Below are 12,986 nucleotides of genomic sequence, written 5' to 3'. Positions count from 1 at the left end.
CGGCTGCTGCGAGCATTTTTCCAGTCTTTTCACGGAAGCGGGCCGGAATAATGGAAAAAAATACCCAAACCATTTGAAGGCCGTTCTTATATTTGGTGCTTCATACAACCAGAACAATTATCAAAGACCATGAAACTAGTAAGCTATTTAAGAGAAGAAACAGACCAGCTGGCCATCCTGGTAGATGGGCTGTTATATAATACCCAGGAATTATTCCCCGATCTTCCTAATAATATGGGCATGTTCCTGATGATGTGGGAAGATGTGATTGATATTGCCAAACAGGCAGATAGCCTGCTAAAGGCAGGGAAGAATCCGAGCAGCGCTATTGGTATACCTGTAAAGGATGTGCAGTTGCTGTCTCCCGTACCGTTTCCCACCTCCTGCAGGGATGGTTATGCTTTCCGCCAGCATGTGGCTGCAGCACGCCGCAACCGCAAAGTGGCCATGATTCCGGAATTTGACCAGTACCCCATTTTCTACTTCACCAATCACAACGCATTACAGGGTCCCGGCGACATCCACTGCATGCCCGATCATTTCGAAAAACTGGATTTTGAGCTGGAAGTAGCGATCGTTATCTGCAAGGCAGGGCGTAACATTACCGCGGCCGAAGCCGACGATTACATTGGTGGCTATATGATCATGAACGATATGAGCGCGCGTACCCTGCAAATGGAAGAAATGCTGCTTAACCTCGGGCCCGCCAAAGGCAAGGATTTCAGCACGGTAGTAGGGCCTATGCTCGTTACACCGGATGAACTGGAATCGCTGAAAATACCGGCCAAACCTGGTCATACCGGCAACAATTACGATCTCAGGATGACCTGTAAAGTAAACGGCATCCCGGTGAGTGAAGGTAATATGGGTGATATGGACTGGACGTTTGCCGAAATAGTAGAGCGTTGCGCTTATGGTGTAAACATTCTGCCGGGCGATATTATTGGCAGCGGCACCGTAGGTACGGGCTGTTTCCTGGAGCTGAACGGCACCGGCAAACTGAACGACCCTGATTATGCAGAACAATGGCTGCAACCGGGCGACGTGGTTGAAATGGAAATAACCGGTTTAGGCATCCTTTCCAATACTATTGTGAAAGAAGACAGTGATTTTTCTATCCTGGCCCTCAAGAAAAAAGCGTAATCATGCAGATCGATCCGTCCCAGATAAAAACCAGTGAGTTGCATGCTTACCTGCTGGGCGCCGTAGCACCGCGTCCTATCTGTTTTGCCAGCACCATCGACACCAAAGGCAGGCCCAATTTGTCGCCCTTCAGCTTCTTTAACGTATTTGGGGCCAATCCGCCTACATTAATATTTTCCCCGTCGCGCCGGGTACGCGATAATACGGTGAAGCATACACTGGAAAATGTATATGCGACCAACGAAGTGGTGATCAACGTGGTAAGCTATGCCATGGTACAACAGGCTTCGCTGAGCAGTTGCGAGTATCCCGCCGGTGTAAACGAGTTTGAAAAGGCCGGGTTTACCCCGCTGGCCTCTGAAAAAGTAAAACCTTTCCGTGTAAAAGAAAGCCCGGTACAAATGGAATGTATCGTAAAGCAAATCATTGAAACGGGGCAGGAAGGAGGCGCCGGCAACCTGGTAATTTGTGAGCCGGTAATGCTGCACATTAACGAAAACATACTGAACGCCCAGGGAAAAATAGATCCGCATAAAATAGACCTGGTGGCCCGCATGGGAGGCGACTATTATTGCAGGGCTTCCGGCGATGCCGTATTTGAAGTGGCCAAACCCAACACCAAATGCGGTATTGGCGTAGATGCCTTACCACTGGCAATACGCAACAGCAATATTCTTACGGGTAATAATCTTGGTCAGCTGGGGAATGTACATGAAGTACCGTTTGTGGATGCCACCTTTCATGATGACCATCTCAAAAATATTATCCAGTATTACAGTGTAACACCGGAGGAAATGGATAAGGAACTTCATCATTATGCCAAAAAACTGCTCGACAGCGGAAAAATAGCCGAAGCCTGGCAGGTATTGCTGACAGCTTTTAGCCGTTAGCTTTTAGCTTTTAGTAATGCAGCGGAGATGAGTGTATGATCATGATCATCTCCGCTGCAATTATCAGAGGCGTTTATTTTGCTCCAAATACTTTTTTCAACAGGTCCGTTGTTCTGGCTGCCGGGTTAGCGCGGATAGCCAGTTCTTCTTTTGCAATCTGATCAAACAGGGCATTTACGGCCATAGTGGTTACGTAGTCCTGCAGATCTGGGTTTACCTTATTGAAAGTGGTAGGCAGCTTATTATAGGAAGTCACGATGTCTGAGTAATAGCGGGTAGCGCTGGTGCTGTCCAGTGTTTTTTTAATCACCGGTAAGAATGCTGTTTTCAGTGAATCGGTGGTTTTGCTCTTAAAGAAATCGGTAGCAGAAGTTTTACCTCCTTTTACCAGGTTCAACGCATCCGTGAGGGTCATTTGTTTGATGGCGCTTACAAAAATAGGCGCAGCATAACCTACTGCTTTTTCAGCAGAACGGTTAATCTGCAGAATGGCTTTATCCACCTGGCTGCCCAGTCCTATGGAGCGCAGGGTATTCCCGATTTTCACCGCATCCGGTGGCAACAGTAATTTGTATACATCACTCCCGAAAAAACCATCTGTTTTATTCAGTTTGGCGATACCGGCAGCTACACCTTTCGCCAGGGCTTCTTTGATACCTCCTCCGGCGTCAGCTTCTGTTAAACCGGCAAGCGAGGAACCACTGTTGTTGTTCTTGCTGTTACCGTTACCCGTGTTGTTTGTGTTGGTAGCAGTTTCCAGTTGTTTGCCCAGCTTTTTCAGAAATTGAGCCTGGGTGGCCTGCAGGCAAAAAAAGCCCAGCAGTACTAATAATGAACGTTTAAGCATAGTGTTATTATAAATATTAATATGTATCAAATGTATAAATTATTCATGTAAAGTCAGCAAAGGTATATGTGTCTGGTAAGCGAGCTTCGACGTACGACTGCGTTTAAAAATACTTTCAAACAACCCGTGTTTTTTTGGAATAGTAAGAATGATATCTGCTTTATTTTCTTCTGCAAATTCTACAATTCCCTCAATAACATTCGGGTTATCGATAAAATGATATTCCGGGTGAAAATCTTCCAGCAGCGTGTCGAGCATCAATGTTTCAAAAGGCGTATCTGTGCTAAAATGCCTGCTTTCATGATCAATATTGATCACCTGTAACTCGGCATTAAAAATATGCAATAGTTTCTTCAGCGGTTCTACCGGTGTTGTTTCCGCTACTTTACGCAGATCAGCTGCAAAAACTATTTTTTCAATCGGTTTATATTTCGCGGTGCCGGGTACGATTAGTACCGGGTAGCTGGTATTTTTTACCACATCGATGGTGTTAGAGCCTACTAATACTTCTTCCAGCTTACTGCCGCCTGTAATCCCCATTACAATCAGATCTACCTGCTCCATTTTACACACCTCTTCAATGGTAGCTGCCAGAAGGGTATTATCCGCGCGTGTAACCAGTGTAGTATCCGGAGATACGAGGGCATCCAGCTCTTTTTTCATTTTCTCCAGGCCCTCCAGGCTGGCTGTTTTCAGGTCATCAGGATTAACCATGGGTATCATGGTGGGAACGTCCGGGATGGGAACAATCAGCTCATATGCATGGTACAGTATAATACGTGTTGCGCCGAGGCTGTTTGCAAGGGCCAGGGCGTAAGTAGCAGCATTATAGGCGGTATCAGAGAAATCAGTGGGTACTAAAATTGTTTTCATATGGCTAATTTTAAGATCCTGATAAGTACTACTTAAAGTTAAGAATGTGCGTCGGTATATGAGCGCTTTATGAAAATTTAATGCCAGAATCGGCGGGGCGGAATGCGAAAAGGAGAAAGCATAGGGCCACCGGTAAAAGTAATGAGGAAAAATGGACGTCCATAAAACGATTGAAGCGAATGATAAAAGCGGGAAAATCCGCTCTTTTCATTCGCTTCAATAGCTTTATAATTTATACTTTAGGCCTTACGCCTTATGCTCCGGCTTCATTTGCGGGAAGAATAACACATCCTGTATAGATGGCTGGTTGGTCATCAGCATAGTTAAACGGTCGATACCAATACCGATACCGGATGTTGGCGGCATACCGTATTCCAGGGCACGCAGGAAGTCATAGTCAATATACATGGCTTCATCATCACCGCGTTCCATCAGTTTCACCTGGTCTTCGAAGCGTTCGCGCTGGTCAATAGGGTCGTTCAGCTCACTGTAGGCATTGGCAATTTCCTTACCGTTTACCATCAGTTCAAAACGTTCTACCAATCCGGCTTTGCTGCGGTGTTTTTTAGTAAGCGGACTCATTTCCACCGGGTAATCGGTGATGAAGGTTGGTTGTATGTAGTTGCCTTCGCATTTTTCACCAAATATTTCGTCGATCAGTTTGGCTTTACCAAATTTCGGATCTACGTGTATACCCAGCTGTTTGCATACCTCACGGAGCTGTGCTTCGTCCATGGCGGAGATATCGATCCCGGTATGTTCCAGGATTGCTTCATACATGGATACGCGGCGGAAGGGCGCTTTGAAGTCGATCGTTTTTTCACCTACCTGAACGGTGGTGGTGCCATGGAGGGTGAGCGCTACTTTTTCCAGCAGGGCTTCAGTGGTGCGCATCATCCATTCATAGTCCTTATAGGCGGCATACATCTCCATCACCGTAAATTCCGGGTTATGGGTACGGTCCATCCCTTCGTTACGGAAGTCTTTCGCAAACTCGTACACCCCTTCAAAACCGCCTACGATGAGGCGTTTCAGGTATAACTCGTTGGCTATGCGGAGGTAGAGCGGCATGTCCAGTGCATTGTGGTGCGTGGTAAACGGGCGTGCGGTAGCTCCCCCTGGAATTGGCTGCAGAATGGGCGTTTCTACTTCCAGGTAACCCAGGTTATTATAGAAATCGCGTATGGTTTGCATGATTTTGGTGCGTTTGATAAACACCTCTTTCACTTCCGGGTTAATCACCAGGTCTACATAACGCTGCCGGTATTTAAATTCAGGATCGGTTACCTCATCGAATACTTCTCCTTCTTTCTCCTTTACAATGGGTAATGGACGCAACGATTTGGCCAGCATGGTGATTTCTGTGGCATGGATAGAGGTTTCGCCGGTTTTGGTAATAAATACATATCCCTTCACCCCTATAAAATCACCGATGTCCAGCAATTTCTTCATCACTACATCGTAACCGCTTTTGTCTTCACCAGGGCAGATGTCATCCCTGCGAACGTATATCTGGATACGACCTACGCTGTCCTGGATCTGGACAAATGAGGCCTTACCCATGTCGCGTTTGTTCATCACGCGGCCTGCCAGGCAAACAGCCTGAAATTGTTCTTTCGTTTCTTCCGAAAAATTGGATTTTATGTTTACGGAAGTATCATTAACCGGGTACTCCGCCGCAGGGTAGGGGTCTATGCCTAAACTATGCAGCTCCTGTAATTTTTCCCGGCGTATAATCTCTTGCTCAGATAATTGTGTCATGTAGTAAGTTGTAATTGCCTGTTGGAGTGCAAAAATAGTAAAAAGGGCTGTAAGACTACAGCCCTCTTATTTTTTGACCATATCCTATGAAAACCAATTTAAAGATAACCGCTTCCACTGCTATTTTGAGCCAGAATTAACAGTCGCGGGGAAATCTTTCATAAATGGTGGAATTTGGCGAATGGGTGGTTTTGGGAAGATGCCCGTTTGTGTAAATTGTTGCCGCTATTTTTTAGTTATGCTTATTTTCGTCGGCCAAGTACAACAAAAAAAACCACCTGATACTATTCAAATGATGACAAGCGAACAATGGTTTAAGCCAACCACCATCGGTAGTGCAGCCTTGCTGCTGTTAACATCCGGTTTACATGCGCAACAAAAGCAGGATCTTACTTATGAACAGGCTTTTAAAGGAAAAGCCACCCACATCACTAAATCTTTACCAGCTATCCGGGAATGGGTAGATGGAGAGCATTACCTGGAATTGCGCCCCGACGCCGCCGGTGGCCGCATGCAGGCATGGAAAATAGATGCCCGTACCGGTACTGCATCCGTATATACGGCACCGATAGACGGGCCAAGTGTGGAGATACGTGAAAAGGATGTATTCTATAAGGCGGCTGATGGTAATAGCTTACGTTTAACCAACGACATTGCCGAAGAAAAAAATCCCACGCTTTCACCGGATGGAAAATATGTGGCCTTCACCCGCAACAATGATTTGTACAGCGTAGAAGTGGCCACCAAAAAAGAAACACGCTATACCAACGATGGTTCCGACGTAATCTACAATGGTTGGGCATCCTGGGTATATTATGAAGAAATTTTAGGCCGTCCTACACACTACCGCGCTTTCTGGTGGAGCCCCGATAGCCGCAAAATTGCCTACATGCATTTCAACGATACCAAAGTGCCTGTATTCCCTATTTATAGCGAGAAAGGCCAGCACGGTTATCTCGAAAATACCCGCTATCCCAAAGCCGGGGATCCTAATCCCGCAGTAAAGGTAGGCGTGGTACCGGTTACCGGCGGCGCCACCACCTGGGCCGATTTCAACGAAAACGACGACCAGTATTTTGGTACCCCATTCTGGACCGACGATAGTCACCAGCTGTGGATACAGTGGATGAACCGCGGCCAGGACAACCTGAAAATATATAGTATCAACCCGGAAAGTGGCACGAAGAAAGAGATCTACGACGAAAAACAGAAAACCTGGATAGACTGGTTTGATGCAGTTCCGTTTGTACAGGATAATAAAGGCTTCCTGCTGCAAAGCGATAAAACCGGCTGGTCGCACCTGTACCTGTATAATATGGACGGCTCCCTGAAAAAACAACTCACCTCCGGTAACTGGACCGTGAAGGATGTACTGCAAATAGATGACAAAAACCAACTGGTATACTTCCTGGCCAGGAAAGAAGCCTCCACCCGGTTTGACCTTTATAAAGTGAGCATGAAAACCGCTGTTGTTACCCGTTTAACAAAAGGCGATTACAACAATACTGTAAAAGTAGCACCGGGCGGTAAGTATTTTATTACCACTTACTCCAACCTGCAAACACCGGCGAAAATGGCGCTGATGGATAACAACGGGAAAGTAATCCGTGAGCTGGGCGACAGCAGGGGAGAACAGTTTGATAATTATAACCTGGCCCAAACAGAGTTAAAAACATACAAAACACGTGATGGTCTTACGTTACCCCTTACGATTACCATGCCGCTGCATATGGAGCCAGGAAAAAAATACCCTATCCTGATCAGCATTTATGGCGGACCTAATGCAGGAACCGTGTATGATACCTGGAAATTCAGCAATACACAACAATGGTGGGCACAGGAAGGGGTAATACAGGTGGCTATCGATAACCGCAGCAGCGGACAGCTGGGCAAAATGGGGATGAACTATATTCATCGCCAGCTTGGTAAGCATGAAATAGAAGATTATATGGATGCCGCTATCTGGCTCCGTTCACAGCCCTGGGCCGACAGCAGCAAAATATGCATGACCGGTGGCAGTTTTGGTGGCTATATGACCTGTATGGCGCTTACCTATGGCGCAGATGTATTTACCCATGGCATGGCCAATTTTGCGGTAACTGACTGGCAATTATACGATAGCCACTATACGGAGCGCTATATGGATACCCCGGCTGAAAATCCGGATGGCTATAAAGCAACAGCGGTAATGACCTATGCCGATAAATATAAGGGCCTCATCCGTATTGTACATGGCACCATGGATGATAACGTGCACATGCAGAACTGTATTCAGTTGATAGATAAACTGGAAAACCTGAACAAACACTTCGAATTTATGCTGTATCCGGGCGAACGCCATGGCTGGGGTGGCCTGAAAAGCGTTCATTCTTCCGGAGAAAGCAACCACTTTATTTACAATAACCTGCTGAACAAAGCCTACCCGGCGCAATTCCAGCAATAGTTATCTTATTATAGTTTTACCGGTACGGCCTGGCATGCAGATATACGCTGTTTGTCAGGCCGTAATCGTATAAGTTATTTGTAAGTGATTAATTAAAATTCCGGGGAGAGAAGATATGAAGTGGGAGGTCTTAAAAAAGAAACAGGGCTGCAAGACTACAGCCCCGAAAAATTTTAACCATATCTTTATTGAAAAACCTATACCAAAGGTGGCCGAATTTCCTGATACTGCAGTGCGCATTCTAGTGAATGATATATTTTTTCCGGTGAACGTATGAAATGAGACGGTGAACGTATAGGGTCAAAAAACACTTCATGATAATATAATATATGGTCCACCAGCGCTAATATGCTGATTATCAACTGGAATAGCTGTTAGAACATCTTTTTCATGGATTTCGAAAGAAATTGAGCTGAAAAGCAAAAAAAAGGGTGGTAAGAATACCGCCCTTGTAATAATTTTAACCATATCCTATGAAAAACCTAGAACAAAGATATACTGAGGAATTTAGTCTTAGGTTTCATTTCCGTGAACGATGTATTATTGTTCGTAAACAGGGGATAATGGTTTATATGCTATTATATTATTTTAATAATAATATTATTAAAAAATAAAATTAGATAAATTAAATATATACTACTTCGTATTAATCAATATAAAAATAATACCTTCTATAGTTTTCTTCATTTAATTATGCGATACGTTGCCCATTGATCACCTGCTTATCAGGTTGAAGTAAGGTAACTTCTTTGTTATCGCCTACCACACCCAATACGAGGCATTCGGACATAAAATTGGCAATTTGCCTGGGGGGAAAATTCACCACGGCGACAATTTGTTTTCCAATCAGCTCTTCTTTACGATAGAGACTGGTAATTTGTGCGGAGGACTTCTTTATGCCCAGTTCCGGTCCAAAATCAATCACTAACTGGTAGGATGGGTTGCGGGCTTTAGGAAAGTCGTTGGCTTCGAGGATGGTGCCTGCTCTTATTTCTACTTTTTCAAAGTCCGGCCAGTTGATAGTTTCCATTTTCTGTTATTTTTTCTGGCTGGAAATATAGCAAAGCCTCCCTGGGAATACAAATCTAAATACGGATGCCCGAGGCAACGCATTAAATTTTGTAAAAGGTAGCTATCCTGCATACATTATAATAAACCGGCATAATTATTGACATTGCTAACCCAAATTTTAGGTTAAAAAATAGGTTAAAGCGAAAGAACCCCACCTGCATAGGTGGGGTTCTTTCGTGTATATATTACCGTTACGATGACCAGATTAGTTTAATGCGGCGGTGCTGTCTTGTACCGTAATTGGTCCGCTCACTTTCAATATCTTCTTTTCACTGAAATCCTCATTGGCTTCCAGTCCCCATCCATGCAGGGAATCTGTTGGTGTTTTTATAAATACCTCCTGAGTGGAGTAGAAGATCTTTCTTTTGGGATCCCAGTTGAGTTCTTTGGTATCGAGCCGTTCTCCTTTCTTATTAATCACCACCACGCTGTCGGACAGGTATACGTAACCTTCCTCCTCGAGATACTTCCCTTTTTTGGCAGAAAGGGTACTTTCCAGTCCGAGGGTATCATTGTACATAAAAACCCGTAACCCATTATTAAAGGCCACATAGGAGGGCCGGTCGAGACTGCGTTCCATGGTATGCGCCAGTAATTTGGCGGTTACTCTTCCTCCCTGGCTGAAAATGGTGACAATTTCTTCCCCATTTTCCGTTGCGGCTTTTTTGGAATCAAACTCCATCACTGTCTGTATATCGTTTTCACAGCTACTAACGGCAATGGCTATAAGAAAAAATATGATGGTTCTTTTAATCATTTCAAGAAATAATGGGCCAAAGATAGCTATTAGCGGCTAGCTTTTAGCTACCGGTAAAAATGCAGCGGAGACATAAACAAAGTTTTAATATTAACTAAGCTTATATCTCCGCTGCCTTTTATTTATAGCTGAATGCTTTATTCGTACTTACGCTTAATGAACCACTTGTCGCTCAGGGTGAAACCGAGGGATATGCGGTAAATATTTTCTTTTAATACTGTTTGATTATTACCGCGATGCGCCACTTCAAACGCCAGGTTGATCATGCTGTACTGGTTAGAGTATGGCATACGACGAACAGGTAAGCCGGCGCCCACCGTAAAGCCCATAGTAGGCATATCAACACCATTTAATTTCAGATAGTCTTTCCCGTAGTAACCACCCAGGCGGTAGGCCACCCTGTTCCAATACCCGCTGAGTGCGGTGGCATTAGGTACAAATTGTCCGCCGACGGAGAGTTTCCAGGCATTTTGCAAGGAATCTCCCTTAGCACCGAAGCTTTGGAAATTATCCCATTGGCTGGTGTTGAAATCCACACCCACCATCCATTTATCATATTTGCGGAGCATGATACCACCGGCAAGTTCCTGCGGATAAACAACGGTACCTCTTTCTCCTTTTACATATTTAACGGTGTCCTGGGTAGAATAGTTGCCGCTATTGGCATCAAACAGCAGGGTTTCGCTGAGTGTTTCCTGGCGGGCATGCATATTTTGTTTCAGGCTACCGGAGGCGCCAAAGGTGAGGTCCATATCGGTGGCCACTTTTGCCCTGTACTGTACGCCCAGTTTATAAAAGAAGCTGCTATAGGAAGTACGGAACATTTTGTGGGAAGGGTAAATAGTTGGATCCGGGAACACGAGGCGGGTGTTATTTTCGATGTTACCAAAAAGGTAGCCCAGGTTCACTCCAACGCTGAAATTACCAAAGCGTACGCCTGTACCGGCATAGAGTTGATAAAGACCGCCGCTTCCTTCATATTTGTTGGTAAGCGGATAACGGAGGGTATCGAAAAATGTGCCGTTGAATCCTTGCTGTATGTTATAGGACACCCTGGTAACCGGGCGTAAACCCAGGTTCAGGCCCCATTTATTTTTCACGATGGGGATACCGAGCTGCAGGTAAGACAGGGTACCGAAACCGGAGCTGAACTTGTTACCCTGATCCGTGATGGATCTGCCTCCGCCTTCAACACCCACATCGAAGGTTGTCAGCAACAGGCTGGAATAGCTGGCCGGATTGACAAAATTTACTGACTGAGGATCACTATAAGCCTGAGAAACACCTCCCATACCACGGTTTACCGTATTCTGGTTGTTATTCAGGTCTCCTAATCCGTAGCGCGAATATGGTGAGTTGTCCTGTGCGATTGCCTTATTTGCCAACAGAAAAATGGTTCCCAGCAGGCAAAGAATACTGACTTTTGTCCAATGCATTTAGTTACAGAATTGAGTTTAAGCCCTTATTCCTTTGAAAATATGGGTCTGCAAATATCTACTTTTTAAGGCGGGAAGCAAAAAAAACAAAAATGCTACCTGTTAAATGCACGTTAAAGTTGCCTTTCGAGGGGCATCAAACGCATACCAGGCAGGCATCTTACTAAAAACTATAAATTGTCGGCAGATAAGTTTCTGAAGTGTCCGTTCAGCATCACCCGCTCTTTCAGCCTTTCCATCTCTGCCATCATCGGAATTACCTTATGCAGGTGGCGTTTCAGGTATTCGAGGCGCTGGGCTTCATAAAAGAGGTGGAGCATTTCATATTCCTCGTCGAGGGATAGCCCGGCGTGATGGGCCAGGTCGTACGACAGTAGTTCCTGGTCTTCCTTTTTGAAGGATTTATGAATCTGGAGAATGGCATGCAGCTCCCGGACCCCATGCAATACCTCCTGGAGCAGCCGGGAATGGCCCTCTTCATTATTTTCAGGATAATTTACGATGGCGCCGGCATATAATTTATCAGGAATGTCGGTTACCTGTTCCAGGATTCTGAAAACACTGTCGCCGGTGGTCACAATGTCCATTTCCCCGGAATCATATATTTTTTCTACCTTTTTTATTTGCACCAGTGTTCCATATTCCATTATTTTTTTATTTATTACAACAGGAATACCAAACGGCTTTTGTTCAGCTATACATGCACTGATTAATTGTTTGTACCGGGGTTCAAACACATGAAGGTTTAATTGTTCTCCCGGATACACTACAATTCCAAGCGGAAATATGGAAATAAAGTTTGTCATCTTAAATTAGCCGTATTTTGATAAAGTTAAAAAATCATCTGCCAACTACATAGCTAAAAGCAGTTAATAGTGGCTTAGCACCTATATATTAAATAAAAGGGATACCTTTATAAATAACATTATTACTTATTCGTAAACATGCTGACTACCACCCGCACAATATCACTGTTGATTTCTACTTATAACTGGCCTGCGGCCTTGGATTTATGTCTTAACAGCATCAGAAGTCAAACACTGTACCCAACAGAGGTTATCATTGCGGATGACGGTTCAAAAGAAGAAACCAGGGCACTAATCGACGAATTCAAAAAAGATTTCCCGGTACCTATTATTCACGTATGGCAGGAGGATATCGGGTTCCGGCTTGCTCAGATCAGGAATAAAGGTATTGCGCAATCGACCTGCGACTATATTATCCAGATAGATGGCGACCTCATCCTCGACAAACACTTTGTAGAAGATCATATGACATTGGCGGAAGAGGGTTATTTTATTGCAGGCAGCAGGGCAGTATTATCGGCCCGCACCACCCAGCGGATATTCAATGATCCGCATCCGTCTGTAAACTATACCTCAGTACCATTCAGTCATTTATTTAACGCCTTACGTATCCCGCCTATTTCAAACTTTTTGGCCAAAAAATACAAGATCAACGGTAAGTCCAAATACTATGTAAAAGGATGTAACATGTCGTTCTGGAGAAAGGACCTCATCCTGGTAAATGGTTACGATGAAAATTTTATCGGATGGGGAATGGAAGACAACGACATAGCGGTACGCCTGCAGAATGCCGGTGTGCAGAAAAAATTCATTAAGCTGAGAGGCATTGCTTACCATTTATATCACATGGAACGCTCCCGCAATAAGGAAGACGAGAATATATTACTGATGAATGCGGCACTTCTCAGCAAAAAAATATCGGCAGATAAAGGAATACGCGAATATTTAGTTCAATAAAG

11 protein-coding genes are annotated in these 12,986 nt (G+C 44.6%); 4 read left to right on the top strand and 7 right to left on the bottom strand.

Going from position 1 to position 12,986, the window contains the following annotated elements:
* Positions 1 to 129 precede the first annotated feature (129 nt).
* Entirely contained in the window at positions 130 to 1,143 is a 1,014-nt protein-coding gene (locus KE626_RS02345; RefSeq protein ID WP_211971271.1) for a fumarylacetoacetate hydrolase family protein, read from the top strand.
* Between the two features lie 2 nt (positions 1,144 to 1,145).
* Entirely contained in the window at positions 1,146 to 2,033 is an 888-nt protein-coding gene (locus KE626_RS02340) for a flavin reductase family protein (protein ID WP_211971270.1), read from the top strand.
* Between the two features lie 73 nt (positions 2,034 to 2,106).
* On the opposite strand, the gene KE626_RS02335 is transcribed toward KE626_RS02340, so the two are convergent.
* From KE626_RS02335 to lysS, 3 genes are all read right to left on the bottom strand, one after another.
* Entirely contained in the window at positions 2,107 to 2,880 is a 774-nt protein-coding gene (locus KE626_RS02335) for a DUF4197 domain-containing protein (protein ID WP_211971269.1), read from the bottom strand.
* A 39-nt stretch (positions 2,881 to 2,919) separates the two neighbouring features.
* Positions 2,920 to 3,753, bottom strand: a complete 834-nt coding sequence (locus KE626_RS02330) for a universal stress protein (protein ID WP_211971268.1) — start codon at positions 3,751 to 3,753, stop codon at positions 2,920 to 2,922.
* A 246-nt stretch (positions 3,754 to 3,999) separates the two neighbouring features.
* Positions 4,000 to 5,514 carry a lysine--tRNA ligase gene (lysS, locus tag KE626_RS02325; protein ID WP_211971267.1) on the bottom strand — a complete coding sequence of 505 codons (1,515 nt, stop codon included), beginning with the start codon at positions 5,512 to 5,514 and terminating at the stop codon, positions 4,000 to 4,002.
* Positions 5,515 to 5,806: 292 nt separating this feature from the next.
* Here lysS and KE626_RS02320 point away from each other — a divergent pair, with 292 nt between their 5' ends.
* On the top strand, positions 5,807 to 7,957 hold the full coding sequence (locus KE626_RS02320) for a S9 family peptidase (protein WP_249207208.1): 2,151 nt from the start codon (positions 5,807 to 5,809) through the stop codon (positions 7,955 to 7,957).
* A gap of 691 nt (positions 7,958 to 8,648) precedes the next feature.
* Here the strand turns inward: KE626_RS02320 and KE626_RS02315 are convergent.
* From KE626_RS02315 to KE626_RS02300, 4 genes are all read right to left on the bottom strand, one after another.
* Entirely contained in the window at positions 8,649 to 8,987 is a 339-nt protein-coding gene (locus KE626_RS02315) for a tRNA-binding protein (RefSeq protein WP_211971266.1), read from the bottom strand.
* Positions 8,988 to 9,233: 246 nt separating this feature from the next.
* A complete protein-coding gene (gene lptC / locus KE626_RS02310; protein ID WP_211971265.1) occupies positions 9,234 to 9,785 on the bottom strand; it encodes an LPS export ABC transporter periplasmic protein LptC in 552 nt (183 codons plus the stop codon).
* Positions 9,786 to 9,922: 137 nt separating this feature from the next.
* Positions 9,923 to 11,221 (bottom strand): BamG family beta-barrel-assembly machinery protein, encoded by a 1,299-nt coding sequence (gene bamG, locus KE626_RS02305; RefSeq protein WP_211971264.1) that lies wholly within the window; start codon positions 11,219 to 11,221, stop codon positions 9,923 to 9,925.
* A gap of 170 nt (positions 11,222 to 11,391) precedes the next feature.
* Positions 11,392 to 12,027, bottom strand: a complete 636-nt coding sequence (locus KE626_RS02300; protein ID WP_211971263.1) for an LON peptidase substrate-binding domain-containing protein — start codon at positions 12,025 to 12,027, stop codon at positions 11,392 to 11,394.
* A 138-nt stretch (positions 12,028 to 12,165) separates the two neighbouring features.
* Between KE626_RS02300 and KE626_RS02295 the strand changes: the two genes are divergently transcribed.
* Complete coding sequence (locus tag KE626_RS02295) at positions 12,166 to 12,984, top strand: glycosyltransferase family 2 protein (protein ID WP_211971262.1); 819 nt, start codon at positions 12,166 to 12,168, stop codon at positions 12,982 to 12,984.
* Positions 12,985 to 12,986 lie beyond the last annotated feature (2 nt).

Origin of the sequence: Chitinophaga hostae, assembly GCF_018224885.1 — a bacterium.
In the GTDB taxonomy this organism is placed as follows: domain Bacteria; phylum Bacteroidota; class Bacteroidia; order Chitinophagales; family Chitinophagaceae; genus Chitinophaga; species Chitinophaga hostae.
The sequence above is the reverse complement of the archived record's forward strand: the minus strand, read 5'-3'. Positions and strand labels throughout refer to the sequence as shown.

Excerpts from the sequence above, each read along its gene's own strand:
- KE626_RS02345 (WP_211971271.1), top strand. The coding sequence starts at position 130 with ATGAAACTAGTAAGCTATTTAAGAGAAGAAACAGACCAGCTGGCCATC.
- KE626_RS02340 (WP_211971270.1), top strand. The coding sequence starts at position 1,146 with ATGCAGATCGATCCGTCCCAGATAAAAACCAGTGAGTTGCATGCTTAC.
- KE626_RS02335 (WP_211971269.1), bottom strand. The coding sequence starts at position 2,880 with ATGCTTAAACGTTCATTATTAGTACTGCTGGGCTTTTTTTGCCTGCAG.
- KE626_RS02330 (WP_211971268.1), bottom strand. The coding sequence starts at position 3,753 with ATGAAAACAATTTTAGTACCCACTGATTTCTCTGATACCGCCTATAAT.
- lysS (WP_211971267.1), bottom strand. The coding sequence starts at position 5,514 with ATGACACAATTATCTGAGCAAGAGATTATACGCCGGGAAAAATTACAG.
- KE626_RS02320 (WP_249207208.1), top strand. The coding sequence starts at position 5,807 with ATGATGACAAGCGAACAATGGTTTAAGCCAACCACCATCGGTAGTGCA.
- KE626_RS02315 (WP_211971266.1), bottom strand. The coding sequence starts at position 8,987 with ATGGAAACTATCAACTGGCCGGACTTTGAAAAAGTAGAAATAAGAGCA.
- lptC (WP_211971265.1), bottom strand. The coding sequence starts at position 9,785 with ATGATTAAAAGAACCATCATATTTTTTCTTATAGCCATTGCCGTTAGT.
- bamG (WP_211971264.1), bottom strand. The coding sequence starts at position 11,221 with ATGCATTGGACAAAAGTCAGTATTCTTTGCCTGCTGGGAACCATTTTT.
- KE626_RS02300 (WP_211971263.1), bottom strand. The coding sequence starts at position 12,027 with ATGACAAACTTTATTTCCATATTTCCGCTTGGAATTGTAGTGTATCCG.
- KE626_RS02295 (WP_211971262.1), top strand. The coding sequence starts at position 12,166 with ATGCTGACTACCACCCGCACAATATCACTGTTGATTTCTACTTATAAC.